At 72.2% G+C, this 20,457-nt stretch carries 16 protein-coding genes; 9 read left to right on the top strand and 7 right to left on the bottom strand.

From position 1 onward, the window contains the following. The first annotated feature begins 2 nt into the window (after nt 1-2). Nucleotides 3-1,577: an ABC-F family ATP-binding cassette domain-containing protein gene (locus tag ACFYYW_RS04960; RefSeq protein ID WP_387645186.1), complete on the top strand. Its 1,575-nt coding sequence runs from the start codon at nt 3-5 to the stop codon at nt 1,575-1,577. Here the strand turns inward: ACFYYW_RS04960 and ACFYYW_RS04955 are convergent. Next, a complete protein-coding gene (locus tag ACFYYW_RS04955; RefSeq protein ID WP_387645183.1) occupies nt 1,574-2,785 on the bottom strand; it encodes an ROK family protein in 1,212 nt (403 codons plus the stop codon). The two genes, ACFYYW_RS04960 and ACFYYW_RS04955, sit on opposite strands and share 4 nt — an antisense overlap. Nucleotides 2,786-3,000: 215 nt before the next feature. On the opposite strand from ACFYYW_RS04955, the gene zwf reads away from it, so the two are divergent. From zwf to ACFYYW_RS04920, 7 genes are all read left to right on the top strand, one after another. After that, entirely contained in the window at nt 3,001-4,404 is a 1,404-nt protein-coding gene (zwf, locus tag ACFYYW_RS04950; protein WP_387645503.1) for a glucose-6-phosphate dehydrogenase, read from the top strand. After that, a complete protein-coding gene (gene edd / locus ACFYYW_RS04945) occupies nt 4,401-6,344 on the top strand; it encodes a phosphogluconate dehydratase (protein ID WP_387645181.1) in 1,944 nt (647 codons plus the stop codon). The genes zwf and edd overlap by 4 nt, the downstream gene beginning before the upstream one ends. An 88-nt stretch (nt 6,345-6,432) precedes the next feature. After that, nucleotides 6,433-7,398, top strand: a complete 966-nt coding sequence (glk, locus tag ACFYYW_RS04940; RefSeq protein ID WP_387645178.1) for a glucokinase — start codon at nt 6,433-6,435, stop codon at nt 7,396-7,398. Between the two features lie 58 nt (nt 7,399-7,456). Further along, nucleotides 7,457-8,071 (top strand): bifunctional 4-hydroxy-2-oxoglutarate aldolase/2-dehydro-3-deoxy-phosphogluconate aldolase, encoded by a 615-nt coding sequence (gene eda, locus ACFYYW_RS04935; RefSeq protein ID WP_352351613.1) that lies wholly within the window; start codon nt 7,457-7,459, stop codon nt 8,069-8,071. A gap of 286 nt (nt 8,072-8,357) precedes the next feature. Next, nucleotides 8,358-9,140 carry an IclR family transcriptional regulator gene (locus tag ACFYYW_RS04930; RefSeq protein ID WP_387645174.1) on the top strand — a complete coding sequence of 261 codons (783 nt, stop codon included), beginning with the start codon at nt 8,358-8,360 and terminating at the stop codon, nt 9,138-9,140. A 338-nt stretch (nt 9,141-9,478) separates the two neighbouring features. Then, a complete protein-coding gene (locus ACFYYW_RS04925; protein ID WP_387645171.1) occupies nt 9,479-10,630 on the top strand; it encodes a cytochrome P450 in 1,152 nt (383 codons plus the stop codon). Between the two features lie 120 nt (nt 10,631-10,750). Continuing rightward, on the top strand, nt 10,751-13,012 hold the full coding sequence (locus ACFYYW_RS04920) for a protein kinase (protein WP_387645168.1): 2,262 nt from the start codon (nt 10,751-10,753) through the stop codon (nt 13,010-13,012). A gap of 504 nt (nt 13,013-13,516) precedes the next feature. Here the strand turns inward: ACFYYW_RS04920 and ACFYYW_RS04915 are convergent. From ACFYYW_RS04915 to ACFYYW_RS04895, 5 genes are all read right to left on the bottom strand, one after another. Further along, complete coding sequence (locus tag ACFYYW_RS04915) at nt 13,517-14,422, bottom strand: D-isomer specific 2-hydroxyacid dehydrogenase family protein (RefSeq protein WP_387645165.1); 906 nt, start codon at nt 14,420-14,422, stop codon at nt 13,517-13,519. Next, nucleotides 14,419-14,937, bottom strand: coding sequence for an FCD domain-containing protein (locus ACFYYW_RS04910; RefSeq protein WP_387645162.1), 519 nt, complete (start codon nt 14,935-14,937; stop codon nt 14,419-14,421). The genes ACFYYW_RS04915 and ACFYYW_RS04910 overlap by 4 nt, the downstream gene beginning before the upstream one ends. 239 nt (nt 14,938-15,176) lie before the next feature. Then, nucleotides 15,177-15,797 carry a bifunctional 4-hydroxy-2-oxoglutarate aldolase/2-dehydro-3-deoxy-phosphogluconate aldolase gene (locus ACFYYW_RS04905; protein WP_387645160.1) on the bottom strand — a complete coding sequence of 207 codons (621 nt, stop codon included), beginning with the start codon at nt 15,795-15,797 and terminating at the stop codon, nt 15,177-15,179. Between the two features lie 295 nt (nt 15,798-16,092). Then, nucleotides 16,093-17,007 carry a sugar kinase gene (locus ACFYYW_RS04900; RefSeq protein ID WP_387645157.1) on the bottom strand — a complete coding sequence of 305 codons (915 nt, stop codon included), beginning with the start codon at nt 17,005-17,007 and terminating at the stop codon, nt 16,093-16,095. Nucleotides 17,008-17,181: 174 nt separating this feature from the next. After that, the gene (locus ACFYYW_RS04895) at nt 17,182-17,787 is read right to left on the bottom strand and encodes a TetR/AcrR family transcriptional regulator (RefSeq protein WP_387645155.1); all 606 of its coding nucleotides are present in this window, start codon (nt 17,785-17,787) and stop codon (nt 17,182-17,184) included. 245 nt (nt 17,788-18,032) lie between these two features. Between ACFYYW_RS04895 and ACFYYW_RS04890 the strand changes: the two genes are divergently transcribed. Continuing rightward, a complete protein-coding gene (locus tag ACFYYW_RS04890) occupies nt 18,033-19,376 on the top strand; it encodes a PQQ-dependent sugar dehydrogenase (protein WP_387645152.1) in 1,344 nt (447 codons plus the stop codon). A 444-nt stretch (nt 19,377-19,820) separates the two neighbouring features. On the opposite strand, the gene ACFYYW_RS04885 is transcribed toward ACFYYW_RS04890, so the two are convergent. Continuing rightward, nucleotides 19,821-20,411 carry a signal peptidase II gene (locus tag ACFYYW_RS04885; protein ID WP_387645150.1) on the bottom strand — a complete coding sequence of 197 codons (591 nt, stop codon included), beginning with the start codon at nt 20,409-20,411 and terminating at the stop codon, nt 19,821-19,823. Nucleotides 20,412-20,457 lie beyond the last annotated feature (46 nt).

Here is a 20,457-nt window from a genome sequence, read left to right as displayed (position 1 = left end):
ACATGGGTCATATCGAGGTGAGCGGCGTGACGTACCTGCTGCCGGACGGGCGTCCGCTGCTGCTGGAGGCGTCGTTCAAGGTGGGCGACGGCGCCAAGGCGGCGCTGGTCGGCCCCAACGGCGCGGGCAAGACGACGCTGCTCCGGCTGATCGCGGGCGACCTGCGGCCCGACGACGGGCGTATCACCACCGGCGGCGGCGTCGGGGTGATGCGGCAGTTCCTCGGCACCGGCAGCGTGCGCGACCTGCTGCTGGGCGTCGCGCCCGCGCGGGTGCGGGCGGCCGCGGCCGAGCTGGCCCGCGCCGAGGCGGCGATCGCGCTGTGCGACGACGAGCCCCGCCAGCTCGCCTACGCCCAGGCCGTCGCCGACTACGCCGACGTGGGCGGCTACGAGCTGGAGGTGGTGTGGGACGCGTGCGCGACCGAGGCGCTCGGGCTGCCCTACGAACAGGTCGCCGGCCGGGGGCTGGCCACGCTGTCCGGCGGCGAGCAGAAACGGCTGATGCTGGCGGCGCTGCTGCGCGGCCCCGACGAGATCCTGCTGCTCGACGAGCCGGACAACTACCTCGACGTGCCGGCCAAGCAGTGGCTGGAGCGGGCGATCAGGAGCTCGGCCAAGACCGTGCTGCTGGTCTCGCACGACCGGCGGCTGCTGGCCGAGGCGGCCGACCGCGTCGTCACCGTCGAGGGCCGCGAGGTGTGGGTGCACGGCGGCGGCTTCGCCGGTTACGCCGAGGCCCGCAGGCGGCGCGGCGAGCGCCTGGAGGAGCGGCGGCGGCGCTGGGAGGACGAGCGGGCCCGGCTGCGCCGGCTGGTGCACGTGCTGCGGCAGCGGTCGGCGAACAACGACGCGCTGGCGGGGGCCTACCGGTCGGCGGTGTCCCGGCTGGAGCGCTTCGAGCGGGCGGGGCCGCCGAGCCGGCCGCCGAAGGAGCAGAACGTACGGATGCGGCTGCGCGGCGGGCGTACCGGGAAGCGGGCCGTGACGTGCGTGGATCTGGAGCTGACCGGGCTGGTGCGGCCCTTCTCGGCCGAGGTGGCCTACGGCGAGCGGGTCGGCGTGCTCGGCCTGAACGGCACCGGCAAGAGCCACTTCCTGCGCCTGCTGGCCGGCGAGCCCGTTGCGCACACCGGCGTGGCCCGCCTGGGCGCCCGCGTGGTGCCCGGCCACTTCGCGCAGACCCACCTGCGGCCCGACCTGCACGGACGGCCCGTCGCCGAGCTGGTGACGGAGACGTTCGGGCTGACCAGGAACGACGCCATGGCCGCGCTGGCCCGCTACGAGCTGGCCCCGGCGGGCGGGCAGCGGTTCGAGACGTTGTCCGGCGGCCAGCAGGCACGGCTGCAGATCCTGCTGCTGGAGCTGTCGGGGGCGACGCTGCTGCTGCTCGACGAGCCGACCGACAACCTCGACCTGGCCAGCGCGCAGGCGTTGCAGGAGGGCCTGGACGGCTTCGCCGGCACGGTGCTGGCGGTCACGCACGACCGCTGGTTCGCCGACGACCTGGACCGCCACCTGATCTTCGGCGCGGACGGCGTGGTGCGGGAGAGCCCCGAACCGCGCTGGGACCTCTAGCCGGCGCCGGCCAGCCCGCGCTCGCGGCGCAGCGTCGAGACGGTCATCGTCTCGTCGACCGCCTCGGGCGAGAGCACGTGGTCGAGCACCATCACGGCGCAGCCGCTGATGCCCGCGCCCGCGCCGAGCCGGCTCGGCTCGATGCGCAACCGCCGGGTGGCCAGGGCGGTGGAGCGGCGGTAGACGACCTCGCGGATGCTCGACACCAGCGGACCGAACGCCTCGGCCATGTCGCCGCCGAGCACCACGACCGAGGGGTTGAGGATGTTGACCGCCCCGGCCAGCACCTCGCCGATGCGGCGGCCGGCCGTGCGCACGATGGCCATCGTCTCGGCGTCGCCCGCGCGGACCAGGGCGGTCACGTCGGCGATGGTGCCGACGTCCTTGCCCGCCTCGCGCAGGTCGCGCAGCAGCGCGGTGCCGCTGGCGACGGAGTCGACGCAGTCGGTGTTGCCGCAGCGGCAGAGCACGCCGCCGCCGTCGAGCACGGGGATGTGGCCGATCTCGCCGGCCGCGCCGAGCGCGCCGCGCAGGATCTCGCCGCCGGCGATCACGCCCGCGCCGATGCGGGTGGAGACCTTCACGAACATGAGGTCGCCGAGGTCGGGGTAGGCGCCGCGGTGCTCGCCGATGGCCAGCACGTTGACGTCGTTGTCGACGAGCACCGGCACGGGGAACCGCTCGCGGATGATCGGCGGGATGACCACGCCGGTCCACGAGGCCATCACCCGGGCGCTCTCGGTGCGGCCCTGGGCGAACTCGACGGTGGCGGGCACGCCCATGCCGACGCCCCTGACGCTGGAGCGGGGGCGGTCGCCGAGCAGTTCGTCCCAGGTGTCCATGAGCAGCGGGAGCACGACGTCGGGGCCCTGCTCGACGTCGATGAAGAAGTCGCGGCCGGCCAGCTCGCGCCCGGCCAGGTCGCAGACCGCGACCCGGGTGCGGCTCGCGCCCAGCGCGGCGACCAGGACGACGCCGCCCCCGGCGTTGAACTCCAGCCGGACCGGCGGCCGCCCGCCGGTCGAGGGGGCGTCGGTGCGCTCGACGACCAGGCCGCGGTCGAGCAGCTCACCGACGCGCAGTTGCACCGCCGGGCGCGACAGACCGGTCACCCGGCCGAGGTCGGCGCGCGTGACGGCCTCACCTGTGCGGATGAGGCGGAGCACCTCGCCACTCGTGGCGAGGGTCGCGGCGGTACGTCGAGGCATCGGCCAAGTGAATCACATGGGCTTCGGTAATGAAAAGTGAAGACTTTTTCATCTCAGATGCCAAAACCCTGCTTGTGCACGACCCAAACTCTCGTTAGTGTCCGTTCTGTCCTTGCTTGGTAGATCAACGGAGCTTCGCCTTGTCCCCCCTCTCGACCGCCAGCCCCGCCCATACCGCCGATCTCGTCGTCTTCGGCGGGACCGGCGACCTGTCCATGCGCAAGCTGATCCCGGCGCTCTACCACAGCGACAGGGACGGCCGGCTGTCCCCCGAGACCCGCGTCATCGCCATGTCCCGGGGCGGGCTGACCGACGCCGACTTCCGCGGCAAGGTGGACGCCGAGGTACGCGACCAGGTCCCCGTGGACGACCCCGCCGTCTGGCAGCGCTTCCTGGGCCGCCTGCACCACGTCTCGGTGGACGTCGGCGGCGAGGACAAGTCGGGCTGGGGCGCGCTGACCAGACTGCTGGCCGGTCACGAGCAGCGGGACCGGGTGTTCTACCTGGCCAGCCCGCCGATGACGTTCGGCCCCTTCTGCCGCGAGCTGGAGGAGGCCGGCCTGGTCACCCCGCTCTCGCGGGTGGTGCTGGAGAAGCCGCTCGGCCGCGACCTGCCCAGCGCCCAGCGGATCAACGACGAGGTCGGCGCCATCTTCGACGAGCGCCAGATCTTCCGCATCGACCACTACCTGGGCAAGGAGACGGTGCAGAACCTGCTGGTCCTGCGCTTCGCCAACGCCTTCCTCGAGCCGATCTGGAACTCGTTGTGGATCGACCACGTCCAGATCACCGCCGCCGAGACCGTCGGCACGCCGGGACGGCGCGGCTACTACGACCACGCGGGCGCGCTGCGCGACATGGTGCAGAACCACCTGCTCCAGCTCCTCACGCTGACCGCGATGGAACCGCCGTCGCGCAACGACCGCGAGTCCATCCGGGACGAGAAGGTCAAGGTGCTGCAGTCGCTGCGGCCGATCGTGGGGACCGAGGTGGACCGGTTCACCGTGCGCGGCCAGTACACCGAGGCCGGCGGCATGCCGTCCTACCTGGACGAGCCCGCCTCCACGCCGACGACCGAGGCCTCGCGGCGGGTGGAGACGTTCACCGCGATCCGGGCCGAGATCAAGAACTGGCGCTGGGCGGGGGTGCCGTTCTACCTGCGGACCGGCAAGCGCATGCCGTACCGGCGGTCGGAGATCGTGGTGCAGTTCAAGGACGTGCCGCACTCCATCTTCCCCGGCGGCACGCCCAACCGCCTGGTGCTGCGGCTGCAGCCCGAGGAGGGCATCGAGCTGCACATCATGGCCAAGGAGCCGGGCGCGGGCGAGGTGACGCTGAAGCCGGTACCGCTGTCGCTCAGCTTCGGCAAGACGTTCACCGCGCGGGTGCCGGAGGCCTACGAGCGGCTGCTGACCGACGTGCTGGCGGGCAACCCGACGCTGTTCATGCGGCGTGACGAGGTGGAGGCGGCCTGGCGCTGGATCGATCCGATCCTGGCGGCCTGGGAGTCCTCCGCCGACCTGCCCGAGCCCTACCCCGCAGGAACCACCGGCCCCGCCGGGGCCCACGAACTGCTCGGCCGCAGCGGTCGCGCCTGGCACGAGGAGGAAGACCTGTGAATTCCGTCATCCAGGAGATCACCGATCGGATCGCCGAGCGCAGCGCGGCCAGCCGTACCGCCTACCTGGCGCGGATCCGGCGCGACGGCGAGGCGGCGCGGGCCAAGGGCCCGGCGCGCGCCCACCTGGGCTGCGCGAACCTGGCGCACGGGTTCGCCGCCGCCTCCGATGAGGACAAGCCCTCGTTGCGAGGCACGGCCAAACCCGGCGTGGCGATCGTGACGAGCTACAACGACATGCTCTCCGCCCACCAGCCGTACGAGACCTACCCGCCCGAGCTGAAGGCGGCGGTGCGCAGGGCGGGCGGCGTGGCGCAGGTCGCCGGCGGCGTGCCCGCGATGTGCGACGGCATCACGCAGGGCCGCGCCGGCATGGAGCTGTCCCTCTACAGCCGCGACGTGATCGCCATGGCGGCCGCCATCGCGCTGTCGCACGACATGTTCGACGCGTCGCTGCTGCTGGGCGTCTGCGACAAGATCGTGCCGGGCCTGTTCATCGGCGCGCTGCACTTCGGGCACCTGCCGGCGATCTTCGTGCCGGCCGGGCCGATGACCTCCGGCCTGCCCAACAAGGTCAAGGCGCGCACCCGCCAGCTCTTCGCCGAGGGCAAGGTCGGACGGGCGGAGCTGCTGGACGCCGAGGCCAAGTCCTACCACTCCCCCGGCACCTGCACCTTCTACGGCACCGCCAACTCCAACCAGGCGCTGATGGAGGTCATGGGCCTGCACCTGCCCGGCTCGACGTTCGTCAACCCGCACACCGAGCTGCGCCACGCCCTGACCGAGGCGGCCGGCCGCCGCGCGGTGGAGATCACCGCCCACGGCCCGGAGTACACGCCGATCGGCGAGCTGGTGGACGAGAAGTCGATCGTGAACGCCTGCGTGGCGCTGCTGGCCACCGGCGGCTCCACCAACCACACGCTGCACCTGGTCGCCATGGCCGCCGCCGCGGGCATCGTGCTGACCTGGGACGACCTGGCCTGCCTGTCGCGCGTCGTGCCGTCGCTGACCAAGATCTACCCCAACGGCCAGGCGGACGTGAACCACTTCCGCGACGCCGGCGGCATGCAGGTGCTCATCGGCGACCTGCTGGACGAGGGCCTGCTCCACGGCGACGTGCTGACCGTCGCCGGCCCCGGCCTCGACCGCTACCGCCAGGCGCCCTCGCTGGTGGACGGCGAGCTGGTCTGGGAGCCGGTCACGGGCGGCAGCAAGGACCGCGACGTGCTGCGCCCGGTCGCCGAGCCGTTCTCGGCCGACGGCGGCATCCACATGGTCGAGGGCAACCTCGGCCGGGCCGTCAGCAAGGTGTCGGCGGTCAAGCCCGAGCACCTGGTGATCGAGGCCCCGGCCAAGGTGTTCGACGACCAGCTCGACCTGCTGCGCGCCTTCGAGGCCGGCGAGCTGGACGGCCAGGACTTCGTGGCCGTCATCCGCTACCAGGGCCCCAGCGCCAACGGCATGCCCGAGCTGCACAAGCTCACGCCGCCGATGGCCGTGCTGCTCGACCGCGGGCAGCGGGTGGCGATCGTCACCGACGGCCGCATGTCGGGCGCGTCGGGCAAGGTCCCCGCGGCCATCCACCTGTCGCCCGAGGCCGCCGACGGCGGTCCGATCGCGATCGTCCGCGACGGCGACGTGATCAGGCTCGACTCGGCCGCCGGGACGCTGGAGCTGCTGGTGCCGGCCGAGGAGCTGGCCCGGCGCACGCCCGAGGGCCGGCCGCTGAGCGACGCGGAGTGGGTCGGCACGGGACGCGAGCTGTTCGCCACGTTCCGCCGCATGGCCGGGCACGCCGAGCAGGGCGCCGGGATCTTCGGGGTGAGCGGCGCCGAGTCGCCGCACCACGGCCCCGGGCTGGGCTTCCCCGCCGAGGCGGGCGCCTCCCACCTGGAGAGCGGCGCGCCCGTGGGCACGCGGGCCGCCGGGCGGAGCCGGTGAGCGTGCGTGGCATCCTTCCGGTGACGACGGCGTACGATCTTGGCCCCGTCGTCGTGGGCATCGGAGGCGTGAGCATCGGAGGTGTGGGATGAGTGCCTTTGACCTTCCCTGGCTGGTCGCCGACATCGGGGGGACCAACGCCCGGTTCGGGCTGGTCACCTCGCCGCAGGCCCGGCCCTCGAACGTCGCGGTGCTGGCCGGGTCCGCCTACCCCACCCTGCCCGACGCCGTCGACGCCTATCTCGCCGAGCACGCGGGCGGGGCGCGGCCGGGCGCGGCATGCCTGGCGCTGGCCGGGCCGATCGACGGCGACCGGTACCGGCTGACCAACTCGGCGTGGGCCGGGTCCGTACGCGACCTGGGCATCCCGTACGCGGTGCTGCTCAACGACTTCGAGGCGCTGGCCGTGTCGCTGCCCCACCTGGACGGCCCCGACCTGGTGTCCCTGGGCGGGCCCGAGCCCTCCCACGGCGTCAAGGCCGTGCTGGGCCCCGGGACCGGGCTCGGCGTCGGCGGGCTCGTACCCACCGACCGGGGCTGGACGCCCGTCCCGGGTGAGGGCGGGCACGTCACGGTGCCGGTGATCGACCGGCGCGAGCTGGAGATCGTCCGGGTGCTGCAGACCGAGGGGCTGCCGCACGTCGTGGCCGAGCACCTGCTGTCCGGCCCCGGCCTGGTACGCCTGCACCGGGCGCTGGCCAAGGTCAACGGCGTGACCGCGCCCGACCTGAACGCCTCCGACATCGTGGCCCGGCTCGACGACTCGCTCTGCGCGGAGACCGTCGAGGTGTTCTGCGAGATGCTGGGCAGCTTCGCCGGGAACGTGGCGCTCACCCTGGGCGCCAGGGGTGGGGTCTACCTGGGCGGCGGGGTGCTGCCCCGTATCGTGGAACGGGTGCGGACCAGCGGCTTCCGTGCCCGGTTCGTCGGCAACCCCGACATGCCCGGATACCTGGAGGCGATCTCCACCACGCTGATCGTCGCGCCCCAGCCGGCGCTCACCGGCGCGGCCGCCTGGCTGCGCGGGCGGGCCACCACCGAACTCGTGGGCTGAGGCCCACCCTGATCATCACTAGACGGCCGTGACCCCGGCCGATGAGGAGAAGACTCTGATGAGCTTGCTCGACCTCGCCCCCGTGATCCCCGTCGTGGTGATCGACGACGTGGCGACCGCCGTGCCGATGGCCGAGGCTCTCGTGGCGGGCGGGCTGCCCGTCATCGAGGTGACGCTGCGCACGCCGGCCGCGCTCGGAGCGATCGAGCGGATCGCCGCCGAGGTGCCGGGGGCGACGGTCGGCGCCGGCACGATCCGCACCACCGCCGACATCTCGGCGGCCGTGGCGGCCGGATCCCGGTTCCTGGTCTCGCCGGGCACGACGTTGTCGCTGGTGGAGGCGCTGGAGTCCAGCGGGGTGCCGTACCTGCCGGGCGCGGCCACCGTCTCGGAGGTGATGGCGCTGGCCGAGCGCGGCATCAAGGAGCTGAAGTTCTTCCCGGCCGAGGCGGCCGGCGGCGTCGCGTACCTGAAGTCGCTGGCCGGGCCGCTGCCGGACGTGCGGTTCTGCCCGACCGGCGGGATCCGGGCCGAGAGCGCGGCCGACTACCTGCGGCTGCCGAACGTGGGCTGCGTGGGCGGAAGCTGGCTCACCCCGGCCGACGCGCTGGCCGCGGGCGACTGGGCCCGCGTGGAGAAGCTCGCCGCCGCCGCGGCAGCTCTGCCCCGGTAGGTTCCTGCGTTCGTCCACCGGTGGTGGGCCGTGGCCTCGCCGTGACTGCGCGCGCTCGGTGACGGGCGCGCGTGCGGCTGTCTTGAAACGGCGCGCCCGATCATATGCCGCAAGTCTGGACTTATATCCCAGAACCCCCGCTGAAGTGGCCCTTTCCGGGCACGCCGAGATCATCAGCCTGCGCCGAACCCGGTATTCGGACCGCGACGGGCGGGGTAGGGCAAGGAATGCCAAGCCGTAGCCCCGGGAAGCCCCATCCGCTCCTCGGAGAGCGAAAGGGAGCACCATGCCGCTGCAAACGGCCCGCCAGGAACACCTCACGCGTCCGGTGACGCCGATCGGGAGCCTGGAGCGGGGCATCGACATCCTCCTCGCGCTGAGCGCCGCGCCCCGGCCGGTCAGCCTGGCCCAGCTCAGCCGGAGCACGGGCCTGCCCAAGTCCACGGCCCACCGGATCCTGGGCGTGTTGTGCGCGCGCGAACTGGCCCGGCGGGTGGGCACCGGCTACCTGCCCGGCCGGCAACTGGAGACGATGGCCGGCATCGCCCGCAACCGCATCCCCGGGTCGCGGCGGGTGGTGTTGCCGTACCTGCTCTGCCTGCAGGAGACGACCCGCCAGACCGTCAACCTGGCCGTGCCCGCCGGCCTGGAGGCCCGCTACGTCGAGCGCCTGTACGGCCACGACCGCGTCCGGTCCCGCTCCGACGGCACCGACCTCGCGCCGCTGCACTGCACCGCGACCGGCAAGGCGCTGCTGGCCTTCGACAGCGGGCTGCGCGAGGAGGTGCTCGGACAGGGCGGCTTCGAGCGGCTGACCAGCCGCACGATCACCGGCGTGGCCACGCTGGAGCGCGAGCTGGCCCAGGTCCGCCGGTACGGCGTGGCCTACGCCCAGGAGGAGTACACCGAGGGCGTGTCGTGCGTGGCCGCGCCGGTGTTCGGGCCGGGCGGCGGCGTGTGCATGTCGGTGGGGGTGGCGGCGCCCGGCCCGTCCGCGCCGCTGGCCCGGCTGGGCCTCACCGTACGCGGCGCGGCGCAGGCGATCTCGGCCGCGCTGGTGGTGGCCTGAGGTGTTCCGGCTCCTGGAACGCTCCACAGAGCGCGGCCCGAAAACGTTCCGCCCAGCGAGACCTCCGCTTGCGCGCCCGGCGGACGGGCGATCGCATGACCCCATGAACTTCCTTCCCGTTCCGGCACCCGAGGAGGCGCCCACGGCCCGGCCATCTCAGCCCCGGACGACCCCGCGCACACAGAGGCCCACCGGAGACGGGAAGACCCGGGGCACGCGGAGGCCCACCGGAGACGGGAAGACCCGGACGCCCCAGGGCAAGCCGACGCCGGCCGGAGACGGGGAGGCCGGGACCGTCCCCCGCACGCGGAGGCCGACCGGCGAGGGGGAGGCCGCGCGTGCCTAGAGGCCTGCACAGGGCCACCGTGCTGGAGAGCCTGCGCCTGGCCGGCGCCCTCCTGCCGCCGGGCACGCCGCACCTGACGGCCGGACTCGACCTGCTGCGCTCCCGCTCCCTGCTGACCGGCCTGCACGTCCGGTACGGCGGGCGTCCCGTGCTCGTGCGCGGCCCGCGCCGCACGGCCCTGGTGGTGCTGTCCCAGCGGGACGCCGAACGTGTGTTGTCCGAGCCCGCCTTCGTCCCCACCGTGCGCGAACGGGCCGCCGGCCTGCCCTACGACGTGCTGCGGCCGGCGTTCGCGGAGGTGGCCCGGCAGGAGGCGGCCGCGCTGACGGACGGCGTGATCGACTACGCTCGGCTGGAGTCGTGCTGGCAGCGGGTGGCGCGGCGGTGCGTCTACGGCGCCGGCGCGGCCGGCGACGAGGAGCTGAGCGCCCTGCTCGCCCAGGTCAGAAGGGCAGGCAGGGGACGTGCCAGACGCCGCCAGGAGATCCTGTCCGGCCGCTACGACGCCCGCATCCTCGACCACCTGCGCCGCGCCGAGCCCGGCACCCTCGCCGGCCTGCTCGCCGAGACCAGCGGCCCGGAGGCGCGCGGCCTGCGGCAGGCGGCGTTCTGGCTGCTCGGTTTCAGCGTGACCGCCGGCAGCCTCATGCGCACCCTCGCGCTGCTGGCGACCTACCCCGTCCAGCGCAAGTGCGCCCGCGCCGACCCCGACTACCTGCGCGCCTGCCTGCGCGAGGGCCTGCGCCTGTGGCCGCCGGTCCCGGCCCTGTCCCGCCTCACCACCGAGGAGACCGACTGGTACGGCGTCCCGGTGCCCGCCGGCACCCACGTGATCCTCCCGTTCGCCCCCCACCAGCGCAGCCCCCGCCTGCACTACGCCGACTCCTTCGCCCCCGAGATCTGGCTCGACGGCACCGCCGCCGGCGAATGGTGGGCCCTGCCGCGCTGCGACGGCGTGCACCTGATGCTCGGCGTCGGCACGGCCTTCCTGGGCGGGATCCTGGCCTCGGCCCGCCCGAAGGCGTCCGGCCGGACGCTGTCCGGCCGGACGCTGTCCCCGCACCGCCCGCTGCCCCCGACGCTCAACGCCGCCCGCCTGCGGGTGACGATGCGTCCGCTGAAGCGGCGTCCGGGCCAGAGCTGACCGGGCTTCGTCGCCACCGGGCCGCGGCTTCTCCGTTAGAGTCTGGGGTGGAAAAAGGCGTACCGGCGGAAGAAACGGTTCGGTTTGCGACGGGATGACGACGGCGAGAGGACGGCGACCGTGGGGCGCTCGGCAGGCACTCCGCTGAAGCCTGAGGATCCGCCGGCGATCGGCCCCTACGAGCTGTTGAGCCGCCTCGGCTCGGGCGGCATGGGCACCGTCTATCTCGCCAGGGGCGCCGACGGGGTCAAGGTGGCGCTCAAGGCCATCAGGCGTGACTACACGGCCGACCCGGTCTACCGGGCGCGTTTCCACGAAGAGGTGTCCAACGCGCGCAAGGTGGCCTCGTTCTGCACCGCGCGGGTGCTCGACCACGGCGAGGACCGTGGCGTGCTCTACCTGGTCACCGAGTACATCGACGGCATCTCGCTGGAAGACCAGCTGATCGAGCACGGCGCGCTGCCGCCGTCGGTGCTGCACTCGGCGGCCGTGGGCGTGGCGGCGGCGCTGACCGCCATCCACGCCGCGGGGCTCGTCCACCGCGACCTCAAGCCGGCCAACGTCATGCTGACGCTGGCCGGGCCGCGGGTGATCGACTTCGGCCTGGCGCGCTCCACGCACGTCGCGTCCCGGCACACGAACGCCGGCATGGTGATGGGCACGCCCGGATGGATCGCTCCCGAGCAGGTCTTCGAGGGCCACACCAGCCCGGCCGGCGACGTCTTCGCCTGGGGCTCGCTGATCGCGTACGCGGGGCTCGGCGGGCATCCGTTCGGCGAGGGGGACGCGTACGTGATGGCGGCGCGGGCCCGTACCGCGCCGCCGGACCTGCGCGGCCTGCCCGCCCCCCTGGACCGGCTGGTCGCCGCGGCCATCCACCCCGACCCGGCGCGCCGGCCCGCGGCCAAGCAGCTCCTGCTGGAACTGGTGGGCGCGGCCGACGAGCCCGCGGCCCAGCTGGCGGCCACCGAACACCTGACGAACGCGTGGAACCCCTCGGAGTTCCGCCCCCTCGGCCACACCCCCCCACCCGCCGAACGCACCGGCCATCCACACCTCCCCCCACCTGCCGAACGCACGGGCCCTCCGCACCCGCCCTCACCTGCGGAGCGCACGGGCTCCCCCCACCTGATTCCCCCTGCGGAACGCACGGGGCCTCGCCCTCCGATGCCCTCCGCGCCGGGCTCACGCCCTCCGATGCCCCCGTCCGCCGACCGGACGGGGTCCCGCTCCCCCATGCCTCCCGCGGCTGATCGCCCGGGATCCCCCGTTCCGATGCCACCCGCAGCTGATCGCCCGGGATCCGCCGTTCCGATGCCCGCGGCCGAACGCACGGGGTCGCACCCTCCGATGCCACCCGCGGCCGAACGCACGGGGGCGGGCGCCGCGATGCCGCCTTCCGCCGAGCGTACGGGCCCGCGTCCGCCGCACATGCCCTCCCCGGCCGAACGCACGGGCCCCCGCCCGCCCATGCCCGTCCCTGCAGACCACCCCGGGTCAGGCACACCGCAGCCCCCGTCCGCAGCCGACCCCGCGGCACCCCACGCCGCCCAGATGCCTCCCGCGACCGAGCACACCGGCATGCGCCCACCGCACGTGCCTTCCCCCGCCGAACGCACCGGCCCCCGCCCGCCCATGCCCTCGCCGGCCGAGCGCACCGGACCGCGTCCGCCGCAGATGCCCTCCTCGGCCGAACGCACGGGCCCTCGCCCGCCCATGCCCGCCCCCACGGAGCACCCGGGACCTCGCGCGCCACAGATGCCGCCGCCCGTCGACCGGACCGGGAACATCCCGCTCCCCCACCACCAGACCACCGGTCAAGGCCCACTACCGCCACACACCACCGGCCAGGGCCCGCTACCGCCGCACACCACGGGCCAGGGCCCGTTGCCCGGGTACCCGCCTGTGCGCCGCAAGCGCGGCGTGTTCACCGGCTGCATGACCGCGCTGGTGATCGTGATCGTCCTGTTCGTGGTGGTCCTGGCCACCCTGGCGTGGATCTTCCGCTCCCCCGCCATAGGCGATGAAGGCCCGGTTCAGGACGGAAAGCTGAAGTTCGCGGTAACCGGCACAAAGTGCCCCCAACCCGCGAAGTCCGCCTCCCGCCGCACCTGTCAGGTCACGGTGAAGGTGAACAACGTCGGCCCCGACGCCCGCGTCCTCTACCCCGGCCAGCAGAAGCTGATCGACGAGGACGAGGCCCTGCACGGCGGCAGCAAGCTCCTGGACAAGAGCGGCGCCGAGATCACCCCGGTCCGCATCGCCCCCGGCCAGTCCTTCACCGGCACACTGGTGTTCGACCTGCCGAAAAGCGCCGAGCCCGCGGGCCTCGAAGTACACGACTCAGGCCTGAGCGCCGGAGCCCGCGTAACCCTGAGCTAACCAGCGACTCAAACCTGAATGCCAGCACACAAGCAGCCCTAAGCCGGCCCACAACTCAGGCATAGCCTGCGAGCGGGAACAACCGTGGGCCAACCAGCGACTCAGGTATAAGCCGCAGAGCCGGAGTAGCCCTGAGCCAGCCAGCGACTCAGCCCTCCAGCGCCAGAACACAAGCAACCCTGAACCAGCCAGCAACGCAGGTGAGCCCTGGGGCATAAGTAGACCTGAGGCGTAAGCAGCCTGGAGCGTAAGCAGCCCTGGACGTAAGTAGCCCTGGGGCTGCCCATCAACCAGCCATCACCCCCAACAAAACGGCCCCCTGGACCGCCACCCATCCCCACCCCGCACAGACCAACAGCCCCACGCCGAGCCCTCTCCAACCAGGCCTTGGTCCATTGGCAGCGTGATCGCGACGTCAGTCGGGAACGCAGGACACCGGACAAGAAGTCACGACTCGTGACAAGGGCACTTCCCAGTTCCGATGATGCCCACGGTCCTACCCCCTCAGAACCCCTGCGCCGGCGACACCACCCCTTCCATCGGGGCGCCGTCCGCGAAGTGGCGCACGTTCGCGGCCACCCGCTCGGCCAGGCCGCGCCAGTAGGACGACGACGGATTCGCCGTGTGCGGCGTGATCAGCACGTTCTCCATGTGCCACAACGGGTGCCCGGACGGCAGCGGCTCGGGGTCGGTGACGTCCAGCGCGGCACCACCGATCCGCCTCTCGCGCAGCGCCGTCACCAGGTCGTCGGTCACGACGAGCGCGCCCCGGGCGATGTTGACCAGCCAGGCGTCCGTACGCATCAGGTCAAGCTCGGAAGCACCGATCATGCCCTTGGTGCTCGGCGTCGTCGCAGCGGCGAGGACGACGTACGCGGCCTCCGGCAACGCCTCCCGATACCGGTCACGAGGCAGGATCCGGTGCGCACCGGGCGCCCGGCCGCTGTCGGTGACCGCGATCACCGGACAGCCGAACGGCTCCAGCATCCTGATGAGCGCCCGCCCGATGCCTCCGCAGCCGATGATCGCGACGGTCGAGCCGGCGAACTCCCTCGACTCGTTCTTCCCCCACTCGGTGGCCCTGGCCAGCCGGGGCAGGTTGCGGGCCGCGGCCAGCATGAGCGCGAGCGCGTGCTCGGCGACGGGCACGCCGTAGGAGCCGGTGGCGGCGGTGAAGACGGGCTCCTCAGTGATCACTCCCGCCTCGGCGTACCGCTCGACCCCCGCTGCAGGAAGCTGCACCCACCGGATGCCGTCATGAATCATGGACCGCAGCTCCTCGGGGCCGCCGCGGCCGTAGTAGACGATCGCCTCGGCCTCCTCCAGCGGCACGACGCTGCCGCCCGACCGCCGTACGGCGTCGACCAACATGGGGACCGGCTCAGGGCCGACGTGGACGGCGACACTCATCGGGGAACCTCCGTGACGTGCTTTCGGCTGTCTGCCAGGATCTGCTCGACCTCGGCGCGGGCCCGCCCGACGATGTCCGCAGCGGTCTGCGCCGCCTCGGCAGCCCGCCCGGCGGCGACCGCTTCGGCGATCTCGTGGTGGAGTCCGATGGCGGTCGTCTCCAGACGTACGGGCAGGAGCAGCAGCTCGCGCCTGGCTTCGAGCAGCACCTCGGTCACCTCGGCGAGCTGGGCGAACATGCCGCTGCCCGACTCGGTCAGCAACACCCGGTGGAAGGCGGCGTCCGCTGTGACGTAGGCCTGGCCGTCACCCTCGCGAGCGGCGGCGTCCATGGCGCGGTCGTGGGTGGTGAGCTCGTCCCGCACGCGGGGGTCGGGCCTGGACGCGGTCAGCGCGGCGCAGGCAGGCTCGACCGCGGCGCGCAGCTCGGCCAGCTCACGCAGCTGCGCCTCACGCCCCGGCGAGGCCGGCCGCCAGCGGATCACCTGGGGATCATAAAGGTTCCAGGCACTCATCGGCCGTACGGTGACCCCGACACGAGGCCGGCTGGTGACCACGCGCTTCGACTCCAGCACGCGGACGGCCTCGCGCGACGGTCCGGGGCACCCCGTATCGCTCCTGGACGTCCTCCAGACGCAGAACCTGCCCCGCACGCTCCAGACGCAGCACCTGCCCCGCACAATCTCCCCGCCCGCCGGTGACCGGCCGACCGCGTCGAGCACCTGCCCGTGCAGGCCCCGCAGAGTCTCCACGCTCATCGGGCCCCCGCCAGCCCGGCGAGCAGCGCCGCAACCCGTGCAGCCACGGCGCCCCGACCACCCGAAGTCAGCGCCGAGCCCATGCCGCAGGCCACGGCGCCGGCCGCGATCCACTCGGGCGCATCGTCCAAGGTCACGCCGCCGGTGGGGATCGCGGGCGCCTGCGGAAGGGCGGCCCGCACATCCCGCAGCCAGGCCGGTGAAACGCCCGTCGCCGGGAAGATCTTGACCGCGTCCGCCCCCTCTTCCAGGGCACGAACGATCTCGGTCGGGGTGGCCACGCCCGGGAAGACCGGCACGCCGTAGCGGTGCCCGGTGCGGATCACCTCAGGGTGCAGGCTGGGCGAGACCAGGAAGCGCGCGCCGGCCTCCACGGCGGCTCTGGCAGCGGCCGCGTCGAGGACGGTCCCCGCCCCGACCAGCGCGTCGGGCCGCTGTTCGGTGAGCCTTGCCACGGCGCTGAGGGCGCGGGGCGTGGTGAGCGCGATCTCGACGGCACGCAACCCGGCATCCAGCACGACCTCGGCCGACGTCAGGGCCGCCTCGGGCGTGGCGGCCCTGAGGATGCCGAACACGCGTTGCTCCGTGACAGCCTGGACGATCTCCCAGCGGTACATGACTTCCTTCCTTCGGTCTCCTCACCGACGAACGGCCACGGCGAGCCGCCCTCAGTGGTGACGCACGATCCCCCCTGCCCACCACGCCCTGCCCACCCAACGCCCTGCCCGCCTCCCACGAACCGCCTTCGCCCTGGCCTCGTCAGCTCATGGACGGACGCAAACTTCGTACTCGATCGCCTTCGACAGGCTCGTGCTTGGTAGCGAATGACTTCGACGAATCAGTGATCAGCAGCGGCTGTTCCTCGGCGGCGATCGCACTCTTGGCGGCGGAGAATCATCGGCTGGTTGGCAGCTATCGGTGGACCGTTTCGGTGTGCCCGGTGAAGGCGGCCAAGGCACGATCCAGACCCGGCCGGTCCGGAAGGCCGTCGGTGTCGGCGGCGCACTGGACGACGAGCGCCGCCACCGCCGCCGCCTCGCGCAGGCACACGTCGTACGACTCACCGCGCAACATCCCCGACAGGAACCCGGCGGCGAAGCCGTCCCCTGCTCCCACGGGGTCGGCCACCGGCACCAAGAACGCCTCCTGCCGCAGCCCTGCGCACGTTGCGGACTTGTCCCGGTGCTTGACCACCGTGAGGCCGGGCAGCGTCGCCGGGTCGACGTGGAGCAGTTCGAGTTCGTCCTCGCCGGCCAGCACCACGTCCGCCCTGGCCAGGAGCGGCGCCACCCGCTCACGCCATGCCGCGGGTTCGCCCAGCTTGTAGCGGATGTTCGGGTCGATGGAGACGAGCGCTCCGGCCTGCCCGGCCAGCTCCAGCAGCCGCAGGGTGGCCAGGTGCGCGGAATCCGACAACATCGGAGTGATGCCCGTGATGTGGACGACCTTCGCACCGCTCACCATCTCCGGCGTCAGCTCGTCCGGCCTCAGCCTGGACGCGGCGGTCCCGGAACGGTAGTACTGCACGTCGATGGCCCGGGAGGGATGGCTGTCGCGGACCAGCAGACCGGTCGGCGCACCGGGGTCGATGACCGCGTGCCGGGTGTCGACATTCTCGGCTCGGAGCATGGACAGGACCGCCCGGCCCGCCGGGTCAGCGCCGACCCGGCCGAGCCAGCGCACGTCATGGCCCAGCCTGGCGAGCCCCGCGGCCACGTTCGACTCCGCGCCCGCGATGGAGCGACGGAAGACCGTGGCACGTTCCAAGGGAATGCCGGGCTCGGCCAGCATCAGGAGCATGGCCTCACCGCACACCACGACGCTCATGACTTGCCCATCTCCTGTCGTTCCGGATCCGTCAACGGTGCTATCACGTCATGAGGGACAAGAGAAGGATCGATCAGGTCGTCTTGTTGGATGCGGAGCCGAGCCAAACCCTAACACCCGTTAACTCGCGCGGCTACCGGCTTCCTGGGCCGCCACATCGTGGCTCGAAGGCGGTCAAGCAGGGGCATCGCCTTCATGGCTGGGGTCGGGCAACCCGGCGAGGACGGCGTCGAGCGCGAACTTGAAGTGTTCGACCTGGTCGGCCCGCAGCCGGGCGGCCTCGACCGCGTGATAGTGCGGATACCGGTCGGCGGGCAGTTCGGTCCAGTCCCTCGCGGCGGCCTCGTGCAGGACGAGATGCCCGACGCACACGCGCAGCACCGCCCCCTTCACGTGATCCGCCTGGTCAGGAGGGAAGCCCGCATCCAGGAGGATTCCGAAGATGGCCTCGTGGAGGCTCATCACGGGCGCGCGCCGGGCATACGTGGTGATGGACCAGACCGAGGCCCTGGGATGCTCCAGCGACTGCCTGACCATCGAGGCCATGAGGCCACGCAGCTGGTCCTTCCATCCCCCTTCACGAGGGGCTTCAGAGACGATCTTGCTGCACACCTCGTCCACGATGGCCTCCAGCAGCGACTCCCGCCCGTCGAAGTAGTGATAGATCGCCGTCGCCGTCACATCGAGACGTTTGGCCAGCTTACGCATGCTGATGCCGTGGGCGCCGTCGGCCTCGAGGACCTCCAGGCCGGCTTCCAGGATCTTGTGACGGGTGAGCATCAGAATTGACCTCGCGCTTAACACATGTTAGAAATCTAACGGCCGTTAACTCCGGACAGCTTATCCGAGGGGAGAGGATCCTTGGCTGCCGTTCTTACGTGCCGTCCAGTCATCCATCAACGATCAGCCGCTCACCGGGAGACACCCCCGTGTCCACAGCCTCCGAAGTGACACCGCCGGTGACGGCGCCGCGTCGCCCCAGACGCCGAATCCTGCCTCGAGCCCTGCTTGTGCTGCTCCTTCTCATGCTCCTCGCAGTGGCCGGCGCGGCCTACGCGGTGAACCGGGGCGGAGCCCCTCAGACAGCCGCCCACTTGGGCTCCGACCCCCAACTCGGGGAACGCGAGACGTTCCCCATCCCCAAGGTCAACGCCCCTGACGTGGTCGGCTGGCCCTCCGGCAGAGCGCCCAAGGCGCCGGCCGGGTTCGCGGTCACCAGGTTCGCGGGCGAGTTGGAGCATCCCCGCTGGCTCTACGAGTTGCCCAACGGCGATGTGCTCGTGGCGGAGTCGGCCACCCTGCCCAAGGACCCGGAGTCCCCGATCATGGGGCTGTTCTACTGGCTGCGCCGCAACGACGGCTCGACCACCGAACGCAGCGCCAACCGGATCACGCTGCTGCGCGACACCGACGGCGACGGCGTGGCCGACTTCCGCAGTGTGTTCCTGGAGAACCTCAACCAGCCGTTCGGGATGGCGCTGCTGGCCGCGTCCGCGCCGTACTCGCTCGGTCCGGCGGCCACCAACGGCACCCAGACGGCCTTCTACGTCGCGGGCACGGATGGCGTTTGGCGCTTTCCGTACAAGCTGGGCGAAACCCGTGTCACCGCCCCCGGGAAGAAGATCCTCGACCTGCCGGCCGGCGGCTACAACAACCACTGGACCCGTAACCTCTTCGCCGCCCCTGACGGCACCAAGCTCTACGTGACGGTCGGCTCGTCCAGCAACGCGGGCGAACACGGCCTGGATGCCGAGCGACGGCGCGCCGCCATCCTGGAGATCAACCCTGACGGCAGCGGCGAGCGCATCCTGGCCTCCGGTCTCAGAAACCCCAATGGCCTGGCCCTCGAACCGCAGTCCAGGACACTCTGGACAGTCGTCAACGAACGCGACCTCCTGGGCGACGATGCCGCGCCTGACTACTTCACACGTGTACGCCCTGGCGACTTCTACGGCTGGCCGTGGAGCTATTGGGGGCAGCACGTAGACGAGCGGGTCCAGCCACGGCGTCCCGAGATGGTGGCTCGCGCGCTACGCCCCGACTACGCCCTTGGCGCTCACACGGCTCCCCTCGGTTTGGCGTTCTCCGAAAGTCCCACGTTCCCCGAGGCCTACCGCGGCGGCGCCTTCATCACCGAACACGGCTCCTGGAACCGCGGCGATCCTGTCGGCTACAAGGTCGTGTACGTCCCCTTCAAGAACGGCATGCCCAGTGCCAAACCCCAGGACTTCCTGACCGGCTTCAAACCATCCCGGGACGAGAGCACCACGTACGGCCGACCAGTCGGCGTGATCACAGGCAAGAACGGCCGCCTACTGGTCGCGGACGACGCAGGAAACGCGATCTGGCACATCACGCCCCGATCCTGACCTCAGGCCAGGCCATATCGGAAGACATGAGGGGTGGTGGGTTCGCGTCGGGGGAAGGAGAGCGCATTGCCGGCACTTCGCTCTGAGGCCGAGTTCAGCGAAGAGCTCCGTCGCTCTGCGCGCGTCACCGGCGTCATCGCTGATGACGACCGCCGACGCCGGTTGCACCTACCAGACCTGGTGCGACCACTGTGGCGGCAGCTACGACAAGCGCATCTTCTTCTCGTCCGACTGAACGGTGACCTAGACCGCCTGCCAAAACCCTTGCTCCTGGAACTGACCGCACCGGAGGCCGGGCGGAGGCTCACCACCGCCCGGCCTCTGGCCGTTCGATCAGGCAGGTGCGATGAGCGGGGCCGCTCAGGCAGAGCCGCTCAGGGCAGGCTCAATCAGACAGCCCCGCTCAGGAAGGCCCATCACGCAGGCCCAATCAGGCAGGGCCAATCAGGCGGGATCCTCCGCCGAAGGCGCTGAGGATGTCGAGGGCTTCAAGGAGGTTGAAGACGTCGGCGACGCCGAAGACTTCGAAGGCGCTGGCGACGCCGAGGACGTCGAGGACGTCGCAGGCGAATGTTCCACGCCGGGAGCGTCACCCAGGGGGATCCCTCTGACGCTGAGCAGGAACAGCAGCGCGCACCCGCCCGTCAAGGCGATGTCGGCGACGTTGCCGACGAACAACCCGCCGTAGTCGATGAAGTCCACCACGTGCCCCTGCGCGAACGCCGGCGGGCGGAAAAGGCGGTCGAGCAGATGCGAGGTGGCCCCGCCGAGCAGCGCGCCCAGCACCACACCCCAGGCCGGCGAGCGCAGCCGCCGGGACGCGTACAGGATGCCGGCGACCGCCCCGGCGGCGGCCAGCGTGAACACCCAGGTCACGCCCTCACCGAGGGAGAACGCGGCGCCGGGGTTGAGCAGCAGCCGCAACGAGAGCAGCCGCGGGATCACCGTGATCTCGGCGCCGCCGGACAACGCCGACAGCGCCCAGAACTTGGACCCCTGATCGACCAGGAGCACCACAGCGGCCAGCACGATCATCCATGCGCGAGGCCGCCTTCCCCGGCTGGTCTGCTGCGGGCCGCGT

The organism is Nonomuraea sp. NPDC001831 (assembly GCF_042892035.1).
Lineage (GTDB): Bacteria > Actinomycetota > Actinomycetes > Streptosporangiales > Streptosporangiaceae > Nonomuraea.
The sequence above is the reverse complement of the archived record's forward strand: the minus strand, read 5'-3'. Positions and strand labels throughout refer to the sequence as shown.

Coding starts and splice junctions, on each gene's coding strand:
- ACFYYW_RS04960 (WP_387645186.1), top strand. CDS start 3: ATGGGTCATATCGAGGTGAGCGGCGTGACGTACCTGCTGCCGGACGGG.
- ACFYYW_RS04955 (WP_387645183.1), bottom strand. CDS start 2,785: ATGCCTCGACGTACCGCCGCGACCCTCGCCACGAGTGGCGAGGTGCTC.
- zwf (WP_387645503.1), top strand. CDS start 3,001: ATGCGCAAGCTGATCCCGGCGCTCTACCACAGCGACAGGGACGGCCGG.
- glk (WP_387645178.1), top strand. CDS start 6,433: ATGAGTGCCTTTGACCTTCCCTGGCTGGTCGCCGACATCGGGGGGACC.
- eda (WP_352351613.1), top strand. CDS start 7,457: ATGAGCTTGCTCGACCTCGCCCCCGTGATCCCCGTCGTGGTGATCGAC.
- ACFYYW_RS04930 (WP_387645174.1), top strand. CDS start 8,358: ATGCCGCTGCAAACGGCCCGCCAGGAACACCTCACGCGTCCGGTGACG.
- ACFYYW_RS04915 (WP_387645165.1), bottom strand. CDS start 14,422: ATGAGTGTCGCCGTCCACGTCGGCCCTGAGCCGGTCCCCATGTTGGTC.
- ACFYYW_RS04910 (WP_387645162.1), bottom strand. CDS start 14,937: ATGAGTGCCTGGAACCTTTATGATCCCCAGGTGATCCGCTGGCGGCCG.
- ACFYYW_RS04905 (WP_387645160.1), bottom strand. CDS start 15,797: ATGTACCGCTGGGAGATCGTCCAGGCTGTCACGGAGCAACGCGTGTTC.
- ACFYYW_RS04900 (WP_387645157.1), bottom strand. CDS start 17,007: ATGAGCGTCGTGGTGTGCGGTGAGGCCATGCTCCTGATGCTGGCCGAG.
- ACFYYW_RS04895 (WP_387645155.1), bottom strand. CDS start 17,787: ATGCTCACCCGTCACAAGATCCTGGAAGCCGGCCTGGAGGTCCTCGAG.
- ACFYYW_RS04890 (WP_387645152.1), top strand. CDS start 18,033: ATGCTCCTCGCAGTGGCCGGCGCGGCCTACGCGGTGAACCGGGGCGGA.
- ACFYYW_RS04885 (WP_387645150.1), bottom strand. CDS start 20,411: ATGATCGTGCTGGCCGCTGTGGTGCTCCTGGTCGATCAGGGGTCCAAG.